This is a genomic window from Gracilimonas sp. B-17 (assembly GCF_056857935.1).
On sequence record NZ_JBSXOA010000011.1, the window covers coordinates 205,276 to 226,841 of the forward strand.

Below are 21,566 nucleotides of genomic sequence, written 5' to 3' on the forward strand. Positions count from 1 at the left end.
TTTGGCAACTTTTAATATTAGCAATTAAAGACAACAACTAAGATAAATATAATCAATGAAAATATATATAGCAGGATCTGGGGGTATGCTAGGTGAGGCCTTTTACCAACAGTTCAAAGATGAATATGAAATCAAATGCACGGATAAAGATGTAAATGAGAACTGGTTATCTTTTTTAGATTTTCGTGAACTAGACAAGTATGAAAAAGATGTAAGAGATTTTAAACCGGATTATTTATTCCATCTAGGGGCCTATACTGATTTAGAGTTTTGTGAAGAAAATGTTGATGATACCTATTTAACGAACACATTAGCTGTTGAAAATGCTGTTTATATAGCTAATAAATTAGATATCCCATTATTATATATAAGTACCGCGGGAATATTTGATGGAAAAAAAGAACTATATGATGATTGGGATATTCCAAATCCATTAGGGGTATATGCTAGATCGAAATATAAAGGTGAACGTTTTGTGGTAGAAAATGCAAATCGATATTTGGTGTGTCGTGCAGGATGGATGATGGGAGCCGGACCAAAAAAGGATAAGAAATTTATCCAGAAACTAATGAGGCAACTTAAAGATGGTAAAACTGAGTTATTTATTGTAGATGACAAGGATGGAACTCCCACTTATACTCATGATTTTGCAAAAACAGTAAAAGAATTAATAATAAATGAATATTGGGGTTTATATAATTGCGTATGCGGAGGTCAAACTAGCAGATTAGAGGTTGCTAAAGAGCTGATTAATATATTAGGGTTGGAAGATGAAATAAAAATAACTCCGGTAAAGTCAGATTACTTTAAGGACATCTATTATGCGGAAAGGCCTGCTTCCGAAAGACTAATTACTAAGAAGCTTGAACTAAGAGGGGTAAGTAAAATGAGAGACTGGAGAGTTTCTCTGAACGAATACATTGAGAACTATTATAAGGGTTACTTAAATTGAAGAATGGGTGATAAAAAAATAAAAGTACATATTGTAGGTACACATGGTGTACCCGCAAAATATGGTGGTTTTGAAACACTAGCTGATTTTTTATGTCAATATTTAGGCTCAGAATTTGCCATTACTGTTTATTGTAATGCTCATAAATATCCATCTAAAGAAAGGAAATATCATGGCGCTGAATTAAAATACCTGAAACTTGATGCAAGCGGGGCAAAAGGCATTTTGTATGATCTGATCACCTACTCTGAGGCTCTATTAAAAGCTGATATTATTCTCTACTTAAGTCCGGTAGGTTCAGGTTTTATAACTCCACTGAATCTATTATTTGGCAAGAAAGTTAAAGTTATTGTAAATCATGGAGGGTTAAATGAATGGGAACGCGAAAAGTTAAGCTGGTTTCAAAAGAAATGGGCTAAAATGAATCATCATATAGCTGCCAAATTTTCTGATGTAAATATTGCAGATAATCAACTGTACAAGAAAAGCTTGAAAAGTAATTTTGGGGCTGATTCTAAAGTGATCAGATATGGCGGTGATCATGTGAAGAAAATTCCAAAAGAAGAGATAAGGTTTTATGCAAAATATCCTTTTGTTAAAGAAAAATATGCTGTAAGTGTCTCAAGAGCTCAGATTGATAATAATATACATCTTGTTTTAGAAGCATTTGAATCCTTTTCTAAATATAAAATTGTACTTATTTCAAACTGGGAAGTATCTCAATATGGAATAGATTTAAAAGAAAAGTATAAGGATCATCCCAACATGATATTACTTGATGCGATTTATGATAAAGAAGAGTTAGATTATATTAGAGGTAATGCACATGTATATGTTCATTCTCATTCCAGATGTGGTACTGCCCCATCCCTGGTTGAGGCAATGAATTTAGACTTGGCGGTTATTTCCTATGATGTTCCTACAAATAGAGAAACTACATCGGAACAAGCTAATTACTTTAAGAATTCAAAGTCTTTAAAGAAATTATTAGAAAGTTTATCTGAGCCTTCATTAAAAGAATGTTCCAGAAAAATGAAAAACATTGGGGAAAAAGAATACAGTTGGGGAAAAATTACATCACAATATAGAGATTTGTTTTTATCTAAAAATTGAAGTGTTTCTTTTAAAATCAAATTATAGTAAATTCTAATTCTGAAAAAGTTGCTGAAATAATATCATCTAGCATCATTTACTTAACCAAGTCTTTTTCATGACAGTAAGGGATACGATAAAAAAAGAAGCAGAGAGAAGTGATCATAAGATCATTCACAAAAAATCTGTACTACCGGAAAAATATTTTGAATTGACCCAAAAAGAGTATTTGGGGAAACGCACATTAGACATAATGTTGGCACTGATCGGTCTCATTCCGTTTGCTATCGCTTTCCCATTTATTGTCGTTGGCATTAAATTATCTTCCAGGGGAGCCGTTTTCTTTACTCAAAAGCGGACCGGAGTGAATGGACGTTCATTTAACTGTTATAAGTTAAGAACCATGCACACCTTTTATGACAGTCCTAATCACGAGAAACCGGCAGTCACACAGAAAGGAGATGTCCGGGTCTTCAAATTTGGCAGTTTCCTGCGCAAAACCAATCTGGATGAACTGCCTCAGCTTATCAATGTCCTGAAAGGGGATATGAGCCTTGTTGGCCCACGACCTTATATGGAAGATGAATGTAAATACTGGAACCGCACCTTTGACGACTTTTACTATCGTTATGCCGTACGGCCCGGGCTTACCGGTTTAGCTCAGGTTCAGGGACTAAGAGGGGGGACACTTGACGAAGAGCATATGCGCGAAAGACTGGATGAGGATCTTATCTACGTAGAGAAACAGTCTTTTTGGATGGACCTGAAGATCATTACGATCACAGCTCTTCAAATGCTTCACCTGGATACAAACGCCCATTAAGAAATATTATATCCGAACCAGGAAATTCTCCCTTCTAAGGGATAGCCTATAATCAGTTTACTGATTTTAACAAGGGATGTGTGTGCGGGAAAGAAGGCAACCAGGCCAAATCCACCCCCGTACATCCTCCGCCAGGCTTCCCATTCGGTCAGCCTGACACCTCCTTCAAAGGAGGAATTACCTGAAAGGTATTGTAGTACTTATTCTTAAGATTTATAACCCCGAAATATACTTACCGCTACAAGCGAGACGCTTGCGCTAGTATCAGAGTCGAAGATTCGGAATCTCCCAAAATCGACCTCCCAACTAGATCAGGCAGATTGCCACAGGCTGTGTTCACTTCGTTCACGGCAGCCTTCGCAATGACGTGTATTTAAAAAGGGATTCAGGTGAGGTCGTGAACAGGGCACCCAAGTCTGAACCGGAAGCAGGAGCTTCCGAGATGGCATTACGCAGCAAGAACCGCGTAACGATCACTAAGGCAGACTTCCCGCGTAGCATCACAAAGAAAAACCTCCGAAACGAGCACTGAACCCCTAACACCTCAAACCTAACACCTAACACCTTGCGCCTTGCGCCTTGCACCTTTCACCTAAATCCTAATCACTCAAAACTAAACACTATAAATTCCTTATCTTCCAAGTCTTTCAAAACTAATAATCAGTAAGATAGCCATATGAAAATAGCTGTAGCCGGAACCGGGTATGTTGGACTTTCACTTTCCGTTCTCTTAGCGCAACACCATGAAGTGGTTGCCTTGGATATCATGGAAGAAAAAGTGAAGATGATCAATGATAAGAAATCGCCCATCACCGATCCCGAGATCGAAGACTTTTTAAAGAACCGGGATGACCTGAACCTGAGGGCTACACTGGATAAGAACGAGGCATACGAGGGAGCCGAGTTTGTGATCATAGCCACGCCCACCAACTACGATCCGGATACCAACAAATTTGATACGAGTTCGGTGGAGTCCGTTATTGAGGATGTGATGGAGATCAACCCGGACGCGGTCATGGTCATCAAATCCACCATCCCGGTAGGATATGTGGATAGCGCCAGGGAAAAATTCGGAACCGACAACCTGATCTTTTCACCGGAGTTTTTGAGAGAAGGAAAAGCCCTGCATGATAACCTGTATCCATCACGAATTGTTGTGGGGGAAAGATCCGGTCGGGCTGAAGTATTTGCACGGTTATTGGAGGAGGGAGCCGCGGAAGACGCTGACGAGATCCCGGTGCTGTATACAGACAGCACAGAAGCAGAAGCGATCAAGCTATTCTCAAACACTTACCTGGCGATGCGGGTGGCCTATTTTAACGAGCTGGATACTTACTGCGAAACACATGGCCTCAGTACAGAGCAAGTGGTAAGGGGCGTAGGGCTTGACCCCAGGATCGGAGATCATTACAACAATCCATCGTTTGGATACGGAGGATACTGCCTTCCTAAAGATACCAAACAGCTGCTTGCAAATTTCGAGGATGTACCCAACAACCTCATTCAGGCTATTGTGGATGCCAATAGAACCCGTAAGGATTTTGTGGCGGATCAGATCATCAAGAAAGAACCTAAGATCGTAGGCGTGTATCGCCTGGTGATGAAACAAGGTTCTGATAACTTCCGCCAAAGCGCAATACAGGGGATTATGAAGCGGATCAAAGCTAAAGGCATCGAAGTGGTTGTATTTGAGCCGTATTTGAAGCAGAATGAGTTCTATCACTCCCGCGTGATCCGTGACCTTGATGAATTCAAGAACATATCAGAAGTCATTGTAGCCAATCGCATGGTGGATGAGATCAGGGATGTAAAGGATAAAGTGTACACCCGGGACCTGTTCGGGAATAACTGATTTATGACCGGAGACGGGATTTGAACATTGAACATTCAACACTCAACATTGAATGTTGAAGTGTGGTCTGTTAAGATACGGAGGTACCTAAAACCCGGTCATTGCGAGGCGCCCGGTAGTATAACAGAGGTTTAGAATAGTGACCAACGAAGCAATCTCCCTGAAACGAGAACCCAGGTAAATTCAAACCATCCATCACCCCGTTCTCACTTTGTACAACCAATAAACAGATGCAGGCTGAACGGAATGATGGATTAGGGTTTTGAAAAGCACCTCCATCATTAGGCTCACGTTAATTTGGTTTCGGGATTCATTTCCAAAAGAGCCGGGTGATGGAAATTTGGATTGCCGATCATTCCTTATAACCCCGGAATATACTTACCGCCACAAGCGAGACGCTTGCGCTAGTATCAGAGTCGAAGATCCGGGATCTCCCGAAATCGACATCCCAAATAGATCAGGCAGATTGCTGCGGCCTTTGCTTCGCCGAAGGCCTCGCAATGACTTATCATATATGGAAGTACTTCGAAATTCAATGTTCCTTGTTCGATATTCGCTATTCATTCCCCGTCTCCGGTCTTCATTCAACCTCGAAAAATCACCCTTAGAAGGGAGAGGCTAAAATCAGTTTACTGATTTTACCGAGGGATGTGAGTGCGGGTATGTAGGCACCTATGTTAAATCCACCCCCGTACATCCTCCGCCAGGCTTCGTATTCACTCAGCCCGGCATCTCCTTCAAAGGAGGAATTTCCTTGGTAGTTTCATACTACTGAGTCCTATAATGCTATCATACTTGATTATATCTACAAAGTCCTCTCCTTGCGAAGGAGAGGATTTAGGTGAGGTCGTGATCAGGGCAACCAAGCTTGAACTGGAAGCAGGAGCTTCCGGGAGGTCATTACGCAGCAGGAGCTGCGTAACGAGAACTTATCGGTCCCTCGTCCTCGGTCCTCGGTCATATCACCCCCACTCAAAACTAAAAACTAAGCACTAAACACTATCAAAACTCTTTTGTAACTTTAAGCAACCAATAAATCAAAGGAGAGTTCCTATGAAAAAAGTATTACCCCTGATTGTTATCATCACAGCATTATTTTCGGCAAGTACGCTGGCACAATTCGAGATCGGTGCTTCTTACGAGCTGCGTGAAGAAGACCCTAAAAATGGATTCGGTATTCGCATTCAAAAAGGCATTTTGTCACAGCTCCCGATCGTGAATCTTGGACTTCGCTTACATGGAAGTTATTTCAGCGAAGAGAATAGTGTGTCTGAAAATGGGATCAGCTATTCCGAAGACCTGACCAATTATGAGTTGGGTGTATCCGCCATTGGAGGCGTGTCATTAGGACTGCTGGAACCATATGTTGGATTGGGACTGGGTACCAATAATTACGAACAAGCCATATCTGATGTTCAGAATGATCCCGGAAACGCGAGCCCAAGCAGTGCCGATGAAAGCAGCCTGTTCTGGAATATGATGGCCGGAGCCAAAGTATCCATAGTGCCGAAGATCAAACCCTTTGTGGAATATCGCTATACGTCCTATGATCTGGAAAGTCCAAACCTGCAGGATGTTAAAGACAGCAGTGGGATCATTTCTTTCGGTATCTCAATCAGTTTTTAATGGAAAGATTGTTGTTCAATAAGCGGATGTGAATGTCATATCCGCTTTTTTTGTATGGGATAAAATACCATGAGATGTAATATAACCACGACAATTTGATAGTCATCCTGAGGGTACCCCCGAAGGATCTTCAAGTCTATGGAACGAACAACACCTGTGAAGGTGCTTCTCCGCCGTTTGGCTGATCAGCATGACCTAAATAAGAATATTAGGCTATCAAAGTAAAAATTGTGACTATTAATGTTATGGTTATTTCATTGGGTTCACTTCGCATAATGATTTAAACCAACTTAATACCTACTTTTAAGGGTATAAAAAATAGTATATGAGCCGAGTAGCCTCCATAGATAAATACGACCTTGAGGGGTATACCCTTGATAAAGTTCAGGCTGATGACCTTCAGAACCTGATCGAAGTGTGTCGTGAACACATTCAGGATGTGGATGAGGAGGCGATCACCAAAGCATTCAAGCTGTGTTATTTGTCCCATAAAGAAACGACCCGCGCTTCCGGTGAGCCCTATTATTACCACCCGGTGGAAGTAGCCAAGATCGTAGCCAGTGAGATCAATATTGATGATGTCTCAGTGATCGCCTCTTTACTGCATGATACGGTGGAGGATACCGATGTGAACCTGGATGATATCCGCTATTGGTTTGGGGAAGAGGTGGCGGTCATTATTGACGGGGTGACCAAGATCACCGGCGTTTTTAAGAGTCGGGACAGCAAGCAGGCGGAAGCCTTTATGAAGCTGCTGCTGACCATGGCAGAAGATATTCGGGTAGTACTCATCAAATTTGCAGATCGCCTGCATAATATGCGGACCATTCAGCACCTGAAGCGGGAGAAACAGGTGAAGATCGCGTCAGAGACCATGGACCTCTATGCCCCGCTGGCCCATCGCTTCGGTTTATTCCGGATCAAGAATGAGCTGGAGGACCTTTGCTTTAAGGCCATTGACCCAACTTCTTATAAATTTGTAGCCCGAAAGCTTCGGGAGAAGAAGGAGGACCGGGAAGAATTCATCAACGAGTTCATGGAACCGATCAAGAATGAGCTCGGTAAGATGAAGCTGAATTTTGAGATCAAGGGTCGGCCAAAGCATATCTTTTCCATCTACCGGAAGATGCAGCGGCAGCAAAAGCCGTTCGAAGAGATCTATGACCTGTTTGCCATTCGTATCATTTTAGAGGATCCTCACACCAAGGAGGATTGCTGGAGGGTATATTCCATCATCACCGATTGGTACACGCCGATCCCGGAGCGGTTCCGTGATTTTATTTCGGTGCCTAAAGCCAATGGGTATCAGTCGCTGCATACTACGGTGATCACCAATAAAGGGCGCAAGGTGGAAGTGCAGATCCGTACCCGCCGCATGGACGATATTGCTGAAAAAGGCCTGGCCGCCCATTGGAAATATAAGGAGGGGGCACAGCAGGGCTCCGATACCCTGGATAAGTTTGTAAGCTGGGTTAGGGATATCCTGGATAACCCCCGTCCGGATGCGGCTACCGATTTTGTGAAGGATTTTCAGCTGAATTTGTATAAGGATGAGATCTACGTGTTCACTCCCAATGGAGAGCTGAAGACCCTGCCCAGAAATGCCACGCCGATAGATTTTGCCTTTGAGATCCACAGTGAGATCGGAGAGCGGGCGATGGCTGCCAAGGTAAATGGCAAGATGGTGCCTTTGCGACAGAAATTACATAACGGCGACCAGGTTGAGATCATCACCGGGAACAAGATCAATTTGAACCCGGATTGGATCGATGATGTGGTGACGCATAAGGCGAAATCACGGATCCGTCAGTTCATCAAGCAGAAACAGCGTAAGGTGGCTGAGGAAGGCCGTGAGATCTGGGATAAGCGGGCCAGAAAGGGCAGTGTGGAGATCTCGGAACAGGAGCTTAACAAGTTCGCCAAGCGGTTCAATTATGAATCCACGCAGGAGCTGTTCTTTGATATCGGGTCCGGTGTGTTTGAAGTGAATACCCTCTATAAAGCTGTTAAAAAATATAAGAGTACCGGCCGTTTTGATGATTCCGAGGCTGAAGGATCAGAAAGCAAGCAGGTTACGGAAGATGAGATCCAGGATAAATACCTGAGTGAGGCGCGCTCCTATGGTGATGGGAAATCACTTTATATCAATGGTGAGCTTAGCAATATCAAATACTCGTATGCCAATTGCTGTAATCCAATACCCGGTGATGATGTGATCGGGTTTATCAGTCGGACGGGGGATATCAAGATCCACCGGGCCATGTGTAATAATGCCCAGCATTTGCTGAAGACCGAAGCAGAACGTATCGTGGACGTCAGCTGGGCCAAGAATCTGGATACCAAGTTTCTGGGAGCCATCAAGGTCATTGGCGGTGATCGCGTGGGAATGATCAATGATATCACGGATGTGTTGTCAAAATCACTGGAAACGAATATGAAGAGCATTAACGTAAACAGTGACAGTGGCATGTTCGAGGGGATCATCACGCTGTACGTGGATGGTATCGATCACCTGGAACGCATCATGAAGCGCCTGGAGAAGATCGAGGGCGTTAAGAATGTTCTGCGGTATGAATAAAATTTAGACCGATGACGGAGGACGGAGGGTTATGAATATTGAACATTCAATATTCAACATTGAATGTTGAAGTGAGTGTTTGTCAAATATCCAAAACCATTAAAGGCCGGTCATTGCGAGGCGGCCGGAGTCCTAATGTTGGTTTGGTAAGTTGAACAACGAAGCAATCTCCCTAAAGCGAGCTCCAAAATAAATTCAAACCATCCATCACCCCGTTCTCATTTTGTAAAACCAATAAACAGTTGCATACTGAACGGAATGATGGATGAGGGTTTTGAAAAGCACCTCCATCATTCGGCTCACGTTAATTTGGTTTCGGGATTCATTTCCAAAAGAGCCGGGTGATGGAAAGCTGATCTAAGATCTGATCTGGTAAAAAACCTTCCTAAAGCGAGTTCTCAAGCAGATCAGGCAGATTGCCACGGCCTTTACTTCGCTGAAGGCCTCGCAATGACTTATCATAAATGGAAGCACTTCGAAATTCAATGTTCCTTGTTCGATATTCGCTATTCATCCCCCGTCCTCGGTCCTCGATCAATCACTGAAAATCTCCCTTAGAAGGGAGAGGCTAAGATCAGTTTACTGATCTTACCGAGGGATGTGAGTGCGGGTATGAAGGCAACCAGGTCAAATCCACCCCCGTACATCCTCCGCCAGGCTTCCCATTCGGTCAGCCCGGCACCTCCTTCAAAGGAGGAATCCTCTTGGTTGTATCACACTGCTTAGTCCTATCCTGCTTATGAAAGTTAATGTGACTTATAAAATCCTCTCCTTGTGAAGGAGCGGATCTAGGTGTGTTCGTGATCAGGGCAACCAAGCCTTTACTGGAAGCAGGAGCTTCCGAGATGGCGTTACGAAGGAGGACCTTCGTAACGAGGACTAAAAAACATAAGTAATTAAAAACCGGTCATTGCGAGGCGCCCTTTAGTATAACATAGGTTTAAAAAAATGAACAACGAAGCGACCTCCCTGATACGAACACACAGGTAAATTCAAACCATCCATCATCCCGTTCTCATTTTGTAAAACCAATAACAGATGCATGCTGAACGGAATGATGGATGAGGGTTTTGAAAAGTACCTTCATCATTCGGCTCACGTTAATTTGGTTTCGGGATTCATTACCAAAAGAGCCGGGTGATGGAAAGCTGATCTAAGATCTGGTCTGGTAAAAAACCTCCCTAAAGCGAGTTCCCAGGCAGATCAGACAGATTGCCGCGGCCTTTGCTTCGCCGAAGGCCTCGCAATGACTTCGCCTTTTAAAACCGGTCGTCGGTCGTCCGTCCTCGGTCCTCGATCAATCACTGAAAATCACCTCCATCATTCGGCTTACTTTAAATTAGTTACGAGGTATATTCCTAAAAGAGCCGGGTGATGGGAATTTGGATTGCTGATCATTCCTTATAACCCCGGAATATACTTACCGCCACAAGCGAGACGCTTGCGCTAGTATCAGAGTCGAAGATCCGGGATCTCCCGAAATCGACATCCCAAATAGATCAGGCAGATTGCCACGGGCTTTGCTTCGCCGAAGGCCTCGCAATGACTTATCATATATGGAAGTACTTCGAAATTCAATGTTCCTTGTTCGATATTCGCTATTCATCCCCCGTCCCCGGTCTTCGGTCAATACTACATAACACTGTTAACCTAAGTTTATAGTTATTAGTACAGTTAAGGTAGATTTTTATTCAACTTATCTTTACAATGAATAATATTTATTCGTTTTAGCTAAAAAGTACTAACAAAAGTGCAGATGCGAATAGAAGGAAGGACACTAAAACAATGCGAACATAAAGGTTAGCAAATAACTAAATAATAATACTATGATGACATACACGAAACGAGATGTAGTGCGTCGGGTGGCAGAATCCATGGATGAACCCATGATTCAGGCAGAGCCATGGGTAGATGCTGTAATTGTAGCTTTAAGAGAGATCATGATGTCGGCTGATACGGAATGCCGTATTGAGATTCGTGATTTTGGTGTTTTTGAAGTGAAAGAGACCAAGGCTAAACCAAAAGCACGTAATCCTAAGACCAATGAGGTGATCTATGTACCGGCTCACCGTAAAACACACTTCAAGCCAAGTAAACTGATGAAGAAATTCTTGCGTCAGCCTCTTGAAGATGTAAAAGATAAAAAATAGGAATTATTGATTCTTTGCAGGACTACACTCGCCTTATAGGTATAGATGTTGGTAAAAAGCGAGTTGGAATCGCCCAAACGGATCTGCTGCAAACCATTGCCAGTCCGGTTGGAACATTTTCGCCTGAGAATGTATTTACAGAGATCGGGAAGATCGTTGAAGGATCTCCGGTTGAAAAATTTGTGATCGGTTGGCCCTTGTCTCTGAGCGGAGATGAAGGACCGGCCACGCAAATGGTTGAAAAGTTCATCAGGAAACTGCAAAAGAAATTCCCGGATATTGATATCATAAAGATCGATGAGCGTTATACCTCATCCCGTGCAAAAGATATGATGCTGGAGGCAGGGATCCCCCAAAAAAAGAGGCGGGAGAAGGGACGCGTTGACCGTATTGCCGCGGCCATCATCTTACAAAATTACTTAGATTCGAATTTAAAATAAATCATGCCCATTTTACCTATAGTAACCTACAATGATCCTGTTTTACTGAAAAAATCAGAGGATATTGAAGAAGATAGTCCTGAACTGCAAACCCTGATCGACAACATGCTGGAGACCATGTACAATGCTGATGGCGTTGGACTCGCGGCTCCACAGATCGGTCGATCGATCAACTTATTTGTGATGGATACCGATGCAATGATCGAGGAAGGAGAAGTTCCTTACGGTCCTATGGTATTCATCAATCCACTCATCCTTGAAAAACGCGGTAATAAAGTACCGATGGAAGAAGGTTGCCTGAGTATCCCGGAAGTGAATGATAAGGTATTCCGCCCGGAAACAGTGGTGATCGAGTTCTTTGACCGTGATTTCAATAAACACCGTCTTGAAGCCGGAGGGTGGACTTCCAGGGTCATTCAGCATGAATATGATCATTTGGAAGGAACCTTGTTCATCGATTACCTGAGTACCTTCAAAAAACGTCTGCATAAAAAGGAACTGGAAGAGATCGATTCAGGTAAAAAGAAGGTTAAATATCCGGTAGTTCCGAAAAAGGAAGATTAATTCCATGGACATCGTTTTTATGGGGTCGCCGGAGTTTGCGATTCCCAGCTTAGAAAAGATCCATCAGTCTGACGACCATACGGTTAAGGCGGTGGCAAGTAATGTTGATAAGCGTCGTGGCCGTGGTTCAAAGACCTCTCCAACCCCGGTAAAAGCAAAAGCAATTGAACTTGGGTTACCGGTGATAGAAGTGGAAGATCTGAGTTCTCCGGAATTCGCAGAAAAATTAAGGGCCCTTGAAGCCGATCTGTTCGTTGTTGTGGCCTTTCGCATCCTTCCGGTATCCGTTCTTGAGATCCCTAATATTGGGTCTGTAAATTTACACGCCTCTTTGCTTCCAAAATACAGGGGGGCGGCGCCTATTCACTGGGCCATCATGAATGGTGAAAAAGAGACCGGTTGTACGATCTTTTTCCTGGATGAAAAGGTGGATACCGGTAATATCCTGCTTCAGGAAAGAACAGAGATCGGCAAGAATGAGACCACCGGTGAACTATATAGCCGCCTGCGGGATATGGGAAGTGAATTGGTTCTAAAAGCCCTCAACCTGATCGATTCAGGTGAATATGACCTGAAAGCCCAGGATGATGAGAAGGCTTCACCGGCTCCCAAACTGTTCAAGGATGATTGTCATGTCGATTTTGATCGTCCATCTGTTGAAGTTCATAATAAGATTAGAGGGTTGAGTCCCTTTCCAACCGCATGGGCCTCCCTGAACGGTGATAAATTCAATATGTATGCTTCCGAAATTGGACCGGATATCAACCTGAAACCCGGAGAACTTACTGAGCATGAAGAACATCTGTTGGTTGGCTGTGGATCCGGAACGGTGATCCTGAAAGAAGTTCAGTTACCTGGTACAAAAAGAATGACGGGGCAGGAGTTTATACACGGCCATTTAGCTGAAGGGATGCTTAAGTAGTTTTTAGTGGTGAGTTTTTAGTGTTTAGTGTTTAGTTGGGTTAATGATTGACGGGGGACGGAAGACCGAGGACCGTATTTATGAGGAAAGTCTCCCCTTGAGGGGAGAGGGTAAATCAGTTTACTGATTTGACCGATGGGTGTTTGTAGCCTTATGCAGAGTTATTAGTCAGTTTATCACATTCATCTGAGCGGCTATTAAAAAAATATTAAAGAATAAGTTTGAGATATACGTACCGTTTTTTATCATCACGCCAACTATAACGGTAAAAATATATATAGCACCATGGAGCAACCAGCATTAATAGAAGCTGCAAAAGCAGGAGATCTTGAAGAGATAAAAAAGCTTCTTTCAGGTAAAGCGGATATCAATGACACGAATAAAAGCGGGGCGTCTGCTCTCATCGTTGCTTCTGAAAAAGATCATACCGATATAGTAAAATATCTGGTTTCTGAGGGAGCCGATCTGAATATCACGACCAAGATGGGGGGCACCGCCTTGAATCGAGCCGCAGAGAACAGTAACGTTGAACTCATCAAACTCTTTATTGAAAAAGGAGTGGAGATCGGCGATCTGGCTTTGATAGCAGCTTCCCGGTCCGGCGATCTTGATGCGGTCAAACTTTTGGTTGATGCCGGAGCTGATGTGGATGCTCAGCAGCGTTGGGGGCACACGGCACTTATGGTGGCTGCCAAAGCAGGAAATACGGATGTGGTAAAATACCTGATCGAACAGGGAGCGAATGTCAAACTCCGTGATAAGAATGGTGACACGGCCATGATCATAGCGATGGATAATGAACAGGAGGATATTGCCCTGATCCTTAAGCGGGCCGGTGCCAAGCCTGAGACCAAACCTAAAAAGGAAGTGGTGCCTATCACTGACGATGATGAGGATGAAGATGACCTGGATGATACACCCGATGTCGATGACCTGGTTGACGATGATGAAGCTCCAGACGATGTTGACCTGGATGATTGATCTGCGAATAAATTAATGATAAAAAATAGCCCCGTCCTTTAGGGCGGGGTAGAAAATTAATCCAAATAAAAGCTTCGCCCGACGGGTGTTAAGGCTCATAATGTTATTCGAAGCTTTGGCAGGGGTGTTATTAAAGAGTTATTTGCACAACCCTGAAAAAATGAATAGGCTTGTCATAATATGAGACACGGGTTTAAAATTCATATTCTAATTACCCCGCCCTAAAGGACGGGGCTATTTTTTCTGATATTTTTATACAAAAAAAGCCCTGCATGCTTTCGCATACAGGGCTTTGATAATTTTAAAAACCGAATCTCTTATTTACTTATTGGAGAATTCGAATTTTTGAAGGTCATAATCCACGCCATCCTTAGGACGGAGGGTGGTTGATTTCGGCTCAAGGAAATACTTGAGGTAATCACGTCCACCGGCTTTGGCATCGGTTCCACTCAATTTGAAACCGCCGAATGGCTGGGCTCCAACAAGAGCTCCGGTACATTTTCTGTTGATGTATAGATTACCGACTCTGAACTCTCTCAGCGCACGATCCAATTTCTTAGGGTCGTTTGAGAAATAAGCACCGGTCAGGGCGTAATCCACACCATTGGCAATGCGCAGTGCATCATCCGTGTCTTTAGCTTTGATGAATGCCGTAACAGGCCCAAAGATCTCTTCCTGTGCAATACGGGCGTTCTCATCAATATCTGCAAAAACAGTCGGTTCGATGTAGTAGCCTTCCTCATCCGTTTCGGCCATCTTACCACCGGCCATCAGGCGGCCTTCTTCTTTTCCGATCTCAATATAGCTCATGATCTTATCCACGGCTTTTTGATTGATAACCGGTCCGGAAATATGATTTTCTTTAGGATTACCAACACTCAGGGCCTTGGCTTTCTCAGTCACTTTCTCCAGCAGTTCATCATAGATCGCTTCGTGAGCAACCACCCGTGAACTGGCAGAACATTTTTGTCCCTGGAACCCAAATGCTCCTTTGATGATCTCATTTGCAGCCAACTCAATGTCAGCGTCTTTATCAACAACCGTTGCATTTTTACCACCCAGTTCACAAACCATGCGCTTCAGGAATTTTTGTCCTTCAGCAACTTCAGCTGCGATCTTGTTGAGATGAAGCCCAACTCCTTTGGAACCGGTAAAGGTGATGAAACGGGTGTTTGGATGCTTGGCGAGATTCTCACCTACTTCGATATCTCCACCGGTTACATAATTGAATACTCCGGCCGGTAGTCCCACTTCGTCAAGGATCTCAGCAAAAAGTTGTCCCATTTTTGGAGTATCAGGGGCAGGTTTGGCAACCACGGTATTACCCACGGCGATAGGGGCAATGGACATGCCCACAAATATCGCAAATGGGAAGTTCCATGGCGAGATGGATACGCCGGCACCAATTGGCATGTAGATAGTGCGGTTATGATCACCCCAGGTTTCTTCAAGTACATCCATGCCATCGTCAATACGGAGGGCTTCATGGGCGTAATATTCAATGAAGTCGATGGCTTCGCATGTATCAGCATCAGCTTCCAGGAAACTCTTTCCGGCTTCACTGATCATCCATGCGTTGATCTCAAGACGCCGCCGGCGCACTACATCAGCTGCTTTGAACAGGTAGTCGGCACGTTTTTTGGCAGAAACATATTGCCAGCTCTCAAAGGCATCCCATGCTTTGTCAAGGGCATCAAAGGCTTGTTCCTTACTGGCCATCTGAAAGGTACCGATGGTCTCGGAAAGGTTCCCGGGGTTCTTACTGTCGAAAGTACCGGCATCTCCCTTCACGAATTTACCGTTGATGTACAGATCGTATTCTTTTCCAAAATTAGAACGAACTTCTTTGAGTGCGTCTTTTTGGGCTTTGTCATGTGTCGGATCTGAAAAATCCAGGTAGGTTTCGTTTCTGTATTTCTCCAATGTTTGGTCAGGCATAGCTGTATAATTTTATCTTGTTTTATAATTATTAGCTGTAAGATACGCAGAAAAGCGCTCCCATTTCAAAGGGCATATTTAAACTGTGGCAGTATCAGGTAAAACATTGAAAATCGAGCGTTATAATGGTAGATTTGGGGAGATTCATAAGAACTTTATAAGTGCTTTTTACATTGTTGTTTAATGAATAAAGAGCATTAATATTCAATCACAAAAAGGATTAGAAATGTCAAAAATTAAAGTAGGAATTAACGGGTTTGGACGTATCGGAAGAATGGTTACCCGCTCGATCCTCGCAAATCATAAAGACAATATTGAAATTGTTGGTGTAAATGACCTGACAGATACCAAAACACTGGCTCACCTGTTCAAATATGACTCGGCTCAAGGAATGTATCCGGGAGATGTTTCTGTGGACGGTGATACCCTGACTATTGATGGAGATAGTTTCAAGGTTTCAGCTGAAAGAGACCCGGCAAACCTGAACTGGGGAGAACTTGGTGCAGAAGTGGTGGTTGAATCCACTGGGTTTTTCCGCGATGCTAAAAGTGCCGGAAAACATCTGGAAGCCGGTGCAAAGAAAGTGATCATCTCAGCACCTGCCTCAGGAGAAGGAGTTCAAACTGTAGTCTTGGGAGTGAATGATGAGAAGATCGACAAAGATGTTGAGATCTACTCTAATGCCAGCTGTACAACCAACTGCCTGGCTCCAATGGCTAAGGTACTTGATGACAGCTTTGGACTGGTAAAAGGGTTCATGACCACGATCCACTCTTACACGGGTGATCAGGCATTAGTTGATGGTCCTCATAAGGATCTTCGTAGAGCACGTGCTGCAGCTGTGAATATCGTACCTACCACTACAGGTGCTGCCAAGGCTGTAGGACTTGTACTTCCTCACCTTGACGGTAAACTGGACGGTGGAGCTGTTCGAGTTCCTACGGTGACCGGTTCACTTACAGACTTTACTGTGGTTCTTGAAAAAGAGACGACAGAAGAAGAAGTGAATGCAGCATTCAAAGCAGCTGCCGAAGGACCCATGAAAGGTATTCTTGAATACTCTGAAGTGGAACTGGTATCCAGTGATATCATTGGAAATCCGCATTCAAATATCTTTGACGCTTTGAGTACCAAAGTGGATGGTAATCTGGTGAAAGTGATCGGTTGGTATGACAACGAAGCGGGTTATTCTGCTCGCACCGCTGACCTTATCGAAAGGATCGTTTAAACTGATCTCAGAGATATAGATAATTATTTGAACTCCTGTTCTCGAAAGAGAGCAGGAGTTTTTTTTATATCTGTTTACTTGTAAAACTGGATCTATCTCCCCACATTTGCACATGAGTAACATCCCCCTGAAAATGCTCTAGCGATCACTTAATAACCCTCTTCGAAGAGGGATTTTCTCCTTAAAGATTTTATAAACGTGTTTAGAATTTTGATGTTTAAGCAAACTTATGAACTGATTAAAACGAATTCTCCCTTTGAAGGGAGAGGCTAAAATCAGTTCACTGATTTAACCGAGGGATGTTAGTGGGTTAATTAGACCAGGAAAAAACATTGGGGGTACACAATGCCGAATAATATCCTTCCATATGATCGGAAACTGAAATATTTAGCACGGGAATTACTAAAAAACAGTACGCTGAGTGAAGTGCTTCTTTGGGAACAAATAAAAGGTAAATCATTGGGTGTTGAGTTTCGCAGACAAATACCAATATTAAACTACATAGTAGATTTTTATTGTCACGAGATCATGGTGGTGATAGAGGTAGATGGGATTAGTCATGATTATCCGGAAAAACTTACCGAATGTTATTCTTTTCCTGGATAATTTTATTAGCCGAATAAAGGCAGGAAGAACTTTGTAGACTGACTCACATCCCCCTGTAAATGATCCGGGGATCATTTACGATCCCTCTTCAAAGAGGGAATTTTTTCTTAGGGAGATATAGAAGGTAATTTAAGCCTTTCAGTTTTATATTAAGAGAATTCTCCCTTAGAAGGGAGACCGCTTGAGAGCTTCAGCTTGAAAGCAGAGGGATGTGAGTGGTAAGAGTTAGCAGTGTATTAACTAATAAATATAAAATGGAGATACTATGATTCGGTCGATAATTTTGATGATGATTTTTTTCGGGATAATATTATCCGGTTGTATTACAGAGACAGAGAAACCTCTTACAGAAGAGATCGAATATGATTATGAGTTGACGGATGCTCAAACTCATGCCCGTTGGAGTCGGGCAATTGAACCTGTTCTGACGGTTCCCTCAGGATCCGTGGTCAAGGTGGCGACTCAGGAGGCCTCAGCCAAACAGCTTACGGTAAACTCTACGGTTGAAGATCTTGGTAATTTGAGTTTCGATCCGATCCACCCACTTACAGGTCCTGTTTACGTTGAAGGTGCAGAGCCCGGAGATGTATTAAAAGTGACGCTGCACAAAGTTGAAATGGGGGATTGGGGCTGGACGGCCATTATCCCGGGATTTGGATTTTTGGCTGATGAGTTTGATGAACCCTACCTGAAAACTTTTGAGTTGGGTAAAGACCGGAAGACGGCTAAATTCTCTGAAAATATTGAGATCCCATTGAAGCCATTTCCCGGTGTGATGGGAGTAGCGCCTGATACAGATGAAATGCTGTCCACTATTCCACCGCGGGCCAATGGCGGAAATATGGATGATCCCAATATGACAGAAGGATCGACCATTTATTTTCCGGTATTTGTGGAAGGAGCACTGTTTTCCATTGGTGATACGCATGCAGCTCAGGGTCACGGGGAAGTTTGCGGTACCGCTATTGAAGCACCCATGAATATTATTTATGAGGTTGAAGTGATCAAAGGAGGCAGAAAGATCATGGAGCCTCAGTATGAAACGGATGAATACTATGCAGTCACTGCCTTTGCTGAAACGACCGATGAAGCAGCAAAGAAAGCCACACGATTTATGATCGATTACCTGGAGGAAGAAAAAGGAATGAGCAGAAATGATGCCTATGCACTCCTTTCACTGGCGGGTGATCTTAAGATCGCTGAAGTCGTGGATGTTCCTCATATGCTGGTTTCCATGCATCTTCCCAAGAATATTTTTAAATAAATAAGAACTGTCTACCTTTTAAATAAAATCATTTACTAAATGAAATTCCTAAAACATCATTTACTGCTTTCAATTTTTGTGCTTCTTTTTGTTTCCTGTTCTGCAGATCAGGAGGCAGCAAATCAAGAACCATCACTTGATACGGAGCAGCTGATCGAAGATCTTCGCATCATCTCGTCTGACTCTACAGAGGGCCGCCGTACAGGTACAGAAGGCAATCAAATTGCCCGCGATTATCTTCTGCAAAGATTTGAAGAGGAAGGAGCCGAACCATTCCAAGGGGCATATACGCATGAATTCACTTTCAGTAACCGGGAGGGGGAAGAAATGACCGGTGTGAATGTCATAGGGCAGGTGAGTGGCAAATCGGATTCGGTGATCGTGATCACGGCCCATTATGATCATCTGGGAATGAGAGATTCGCTGATCTTCAATGGAGCCGATGATGATGCTTCAGGAACAGCGGCATTACTTGCCTACATCGATTATTTTGATGATGTAAAACCCAATCACACACTGGTATTTGCAGCTTTTGATGCAGAGGAAATGGGATTGCAGGGAGCAAGAGCAATGGTTCAGGATTCCGTATTTCTGGATATGGTAAAAATGAATATTAACCTGGATATGATCGCTCAGAATGACGAAAATACGATCTATGCAGTGGGTACGTATCATTACCCGGAGTTGAAGTCTGTTATAGACAGTACAGATAAGGCCGGAGTCAATGTGCTTTATGGCCATGACGATCCGAATGGTGAGCTTGATGACTGGACCTATGCCTCAGACCATGGCCCGTTTCATCAACAGGGAGTACCGTTTATCTATTTTGGAGTTTCAGATCACGAACATTACCATCAGCACACCGATGATTTTGGAACGATCCCACAGGATTTCTATAAGCGTTCCGTTCAAATGATATTGAATGTGATACTGGAGTTTGATAAGAGTATGTGATCTTTTGTAGACCACTTACATCCCCCTGTAAATGAATAAGTTCATTTCCTGTCCCTATTCGAAGAGGGAATTCTCCTTTTAGGTTTTAGGGAGAGTGTTAGAAATTTGTAGCAGGATTAAAGTATTTAAGGTCAATAAAGAGAATTCTCCCTTAGAAGGAAGACCGGTTGAGAGCTTCAGCTCTCAATCAGAGGGATGTGAGTTAATTTGAACAAAGATGAGAGGGGTATGCCATGCCGAATAAGAGCCTTCCGTATGATCGGAATTTGAAATATTTAGCACGGGAACTAAGGAAAAACAGCACATTAAGTGAGGTTTTATTGTGGGAACAAATAAAGGGTAAGGCACTAGGTGAAGAATTCCACAGACAGGTACCGATCCTGAATTACATAATGGATTTCTACTGCCACGAGATAATGTTGGCGATTGAAATTGATGGGGTAAGTCATGATCATCCTGAAAAATTTAAAAAGGATACGAATCGTCAAAAAAGAATAGAGAAATTGGGTGTCACATTTGTAAGGATAGATGATGCGGATGTGAAAAATAAACTACCTGATGTTTTGCGGTATCTGGAAGATTTTGTTCGGCGTTTTAAGAATGAATAGCCCCTGGAAAACACTTTACATCCCCCTGTAAATGATCGGGCGATCATTTCCTGTCCCTCTTCAAAGAGGGAATTATCTTTAGCTAGTTTCGGAGGTTAGTTTAGGTTTATGGGTTTAAAAAAATGGTATACATAATTTTTTAGGTGAATTCTCCCTTAGAAGGGAGACCGGTTGAGCCCTTCAGCTCTCAATCAGAGGGATGTGAGTCAGGTTTTTTGCTTTAAACAAAAAAAGCCCCTCCAACTGGAGAGGCTCTAAAAATAAAATGGTCAGACTCAGTTAAAACTTTCGCAGATAACTGGTGCACTCTTTACATTCTTTGCCGTCTTTTCGTGCATCTTCTTCCTTTTCAAAACCCTGACTGGAAAAGGCCTCAATATCACCATTCTTGGAAACGCGTCTCCATCTCCATTCGCCTTTAACGTCTTGGTATAACTCACATTTAGCCATAGATAAGTAATTGATTTATTAAATTTTAAACATCATAAAATACCGAAAATGTGCTTCAGAAGCAATTTTGAGGGGTTTTCGTTAGACTATTTCATAGTCGTATGTGATCTCAGACCCTTTTTCAAGGGCTTTGGAAGCAGAGCAGTATTTTGTAATGGAGAGCTTAAGTGCCCGTTCAACTTTTTTTGGATCTAACTCACCTGATAGAATGAAATGCAGGTGAATGGATCGATATTCGGTATGAGAGGCACCTTCAACCTCTTGACGGTCACCATCCACTTCCACTTTAAGGGAATCAACTTTTTGCTGTTGTTTCTCCAGTATGTGCAGAACATCTATTGCACTGCAACCTCCCACTCCGGCCAGTAACAATTGCATGGGGGCAAGTCCACCTTCCAATCCGCCTATTTCATTATTTCCGTCAATACGGATCTTGCCTTTGGTGTCATTTTCAGCTTCAAAATGGAAGTCTTTACCCAGCCAGTTTACATCAATTTTCATCTGCTAATAAGTAATTGTTTAATTATAAATTTTGTTG

At 43.0% G+C, this 21,566-nt stretch carries 20 protein-coding genes; 16 read left to right on the forward strand and 4 right to left on the reverse strand.

What is annotated here, in order from left to right:
• The first annotated feature begins 55 nt into the window (after nucleotides 1–55).
• The 3 genes from AC13FX_RS05740 (at nucleotide 56) to AC13FX_RS05750 (ending at nucleotide 2,867) form a co-directional block, all read left to right on the forward strand.
• Nucleotides 56–952, forward strand: a complete 897-nt coding sequence (locus AC13FX_RS05740; RefSeq protein ID WP_482879558.1) for an SDR family oxidoreductase — start codon at nucleotides 56–58, stop codon at nucleotides 950–952.
• Nucleotides 953–955: 3 nt separating this feature from the next.
• Complete coding sequence (locus AC13FX_RS05745) at nucleotides 956–2,065, forward strand: DUF1972 domain-containing protein (protein WP_482879559.1); 1,110 nt, start codon at nucleotides 956–958, stop codon at nucleotides 2,063–2,065.
• 97 nt (nucleotides 2,066–2,162) lie between these two features.
• A complete protein-coding gene (locus tag AC13FX_RS05750) occupies nucleotides 2,163–2,867 on the forward strand; it encodes a sugar transferase (protein ID WP_482879560.1) in 705 nt (234 codons plus the stop codon).
• A 345-nt stretch (nucleotides 2,868–3,212) separates the two neighbouring features.
• Here AC13FX_RS05750 and AC13FX_RS05755 read toward each other — a convergent pair whose 3' ends face one another.
• Nucleotides 3,213–3,368: a hypothetical protein gene (locus tag AC13FX_RS05755; protein WP_482879561.1), complete on the reverse strand. Its 156-nt coding sequence runs from the start codon at nucleotides 3,366–3,368 to the stop codon at nucleotides 3,213–3,215.
• Between the two features lie 175 nt (nucleotides 3,369–3,543).
• Here AC13FX_RS05755 and AC13FX_RS05760 point away from each other — a divergent pair, with 175 nt between their 5' ends.
• The 8 genes from AC13FX_RS05760 (at nucleotide 3,544) to AC13FX_RS05795 (ending at nucleotide 13,980) form a co-directional block, all read left to right on the forward strand.
• Nucleotides 3,544–4,719: a nucleotide sugar dehydrogenase gene (locus AC13FX_RS05760; protein ID WP_482879562.1), complete on the forward strand. Its 1,176-nt coding sequence runs from the start codon at nucleotides 3,544–3,546 to the stop codon at nucleotides 4,717–4,719.
• Nucleotides 4,720–5,772: 1,053 nt separating this feature from the next.
• A complete protein-coding gene (locus tag AC13FX_RS05765) occupies nucleotides 5,773–6,345 on the forward strand; it encodes an outer membrane protein (RefSeq protein WP_482879563.1) in 573 nt (190 codons plus the stop codon).
• Between the two features lie 325 nt (nucleotides 6,346–6,670).
• On the forward strand, nucleotides 6,671–8,923 hold the full coding sequence (locus AC13FX_RS05770; protein WP_482879564.1) for a RelA/SpoT family protein: 2,253 nt from the start codon (nucleotides 6,671–6,673) through the stop codon (nucleotides 8,921–8,923).
• Nucleotides 8,924–10,749: 1,826 nt separating this feature from the next.
• Nucleotides 10,750–11,073 carry an HU family DNA-binding protein gene (locus AC13FX_RS05775; RefSeq protein WP_103664591.1) on the forward strand — a complete coding sequence of 108 codons (324 nt, stop codon included), beginning with the start codon at nucleotides 10,750–10,752 and terminating at the stop codon, nucleotides 11,071–11,073.
• Between the two features lie 14 nt (nucleotides 11,074–11,087).
• The gene (ruvX, locus tag AC13FX_RS05780) at nucleotides 11,088–11,513 is read left to right on the forward strand and encodes a Holliday junction resolvase RuvX (RefSeq protein ID WP_482879565.1); all 426 of its coding nucleotides are present in this window, start codon (nucleotides 11,088–11,090) and stop codon (nucleotides 11,511–11,513) included.
• A gap of 3 nt (nucleotides 11,514–11,516) precedes the next feature.
• Nucleotides 11,517–12,077 carry a peptide deformylase gene (def, locus tag AC13FX_RS05785; protein WP_482879566.1) on the forward strand — a complete coding sequence of 187 codons (561 nt, stop codon included), beginning with the start codon at nucleotides 11,517–11,519 and terminating at the stop codon, nucleotides 12,075–12,077.
• A gap of 4 nt (nucleotides 12,078–12,081) precedes the next feature.
• Complete coding sequence (gene fmt / locus AC13FX_RS05790; protein WP_482879567.1) at nucleotides 12,082–12,999, forward strand: methionyl-tRNA formyltransferase; 918 nt, start codon at nucleotides 12,082–12,084, stop codon at nucleotides 12,997–12,999.
• A gap of 285 nt (nucleotides 13,000–13,284) precedes the next feature.
• Entirely contained in the window at nucleotides 13,285–13,980 is a 696-nt protein-coding gene (locus AC13FX_RS05795) for an ankyrin repeat domain-containing protein (protein WP_482879568.1), read from the forward strand.
• Between the two features lie 321 nt (nucleotides 13,981–14,301).
• Here AC13FX_RS05795 and pruA read toward each other — a convergent pair whose 3' ends face one another.
• The gene (gene pruA, locus AC13FX_RS05800) at nucleotides 14,302–15,918 is read right to left on the reverse strand and encodes an L-glutamate gamma-semialdehyde dehydrogenase (protein ID WP_482879569.1); all 1,617 of its coding nucleotides are present in this window, start codon (nucleotides 15,916–15,918) and stop codon (nucleotides 14,302–14,304) included.
• A 226-nt stretch (nucleotides 15,919–16,144) separates the two neighbouring features.
• On the opposite strand from pruA, the gene gap reads away from it, so the two are divergent.
• From gap to AC13FX_RS05825, 5 genes are all read left to right on the forward strand, one after another.
• Nucleotides 16,145–17,146, forward strand: a complete 1,002-nt coding sequence (gene gap, locus AC13FX_RS05805; protein WP_482879570.1) for a type I glyceraldehyde-3-phosphate dehydrogenase — start codon at nucleotides 16,145–16,147, stop codon at nucleotides 17,144–17,146.
• A 345-nt stretch (nucleotides 17,147–17,491) separates the two neighbouring features.
• A complete protein-coding gene (locus AC13FX_RS05810; protein WP_482879571.1) occupies nucleotides 17,492–17,752 on the forward strand; it encodes an endonuclease domain-containing protein in 261 nt (86 codons plus the stop codon).
• A gap of 286 nt (nucleotides 17,753–18,038) precedes the next feature.
• Nucleotides 18,039–19,016 (forward strand): acetamidase/formamidase family protein, encoded by a 978-nt coding sequence (locus AC13FX_RS05815; protein WP_482879572.1) that lies wholly within the window; start codon nucleotides 18,039–18,041, stop codon nucleotides 19,014–19,016.
• A 39-nt stretch (nucleotides 19,017–19,055) separates the two neighbouring features.
• Nucleotides 19,056–19,970, forward strand: coding sequence for a M20/M25/M40 family metallo-hydrolase (locus AC13FX_RS05820; protein ID WP_482879573.1), 915 nt, complete (start codon nucleotides 19,056–19,058; stop codon nucleotides 19,968–19,970).
• Between the two features lie 233 nt (nucleotides 19,971–20,203).
• Nucleotides 20,204–20,578, forward strand: coding sequence for an endonuclease domain-containing protein (locus AC13FX_RS05825; protein ID WP_482879574.1), 375 nt, complete (start codon nucleotides 20,204–20,206; stop codon nucleotides 20,576–20,578).
• A gap of 279 nt (nucleotides 20,579–20,857) precedes the next feature.
• Here AC13FX_RS05825 and AC13FX_RS05830 read toward each other — a convergent pair whose 3' ends face one another.
• Together AC13FX_RS05830 and AC13FX_RS05835 are read right to left on the reverse strand one after the other, a co-directional pair.
• Nucleotides 20,858–21,028, reverse strand: coding sequence for a YegP family protein (locus AC13FX_RS05830; protein WP_198597285.1), 171 nt, complete (start codon nucleotides 21,026–21,028; stop codon nucleotides 20,858–20,860).
• A gap of 81 nt (nucleotides 21,029–21,109) precedes the next feature.
• Nucleotides 21,110–21,529 carry an OsmC family protein gene (locus AC13FX_RS05835; protein ID WP_482879575.1) on the reverse strand — a complete coding sequence of 140 codons (420 nt, stop codon included), beginning with the start codon at nucleotides 21,527–21,529 and terminating at the stop codon, nucleotides 21,110–21,112.
• Between the last annotated feature and the right edge of the window lie 37 nt (nucleotides 21,530–21,566).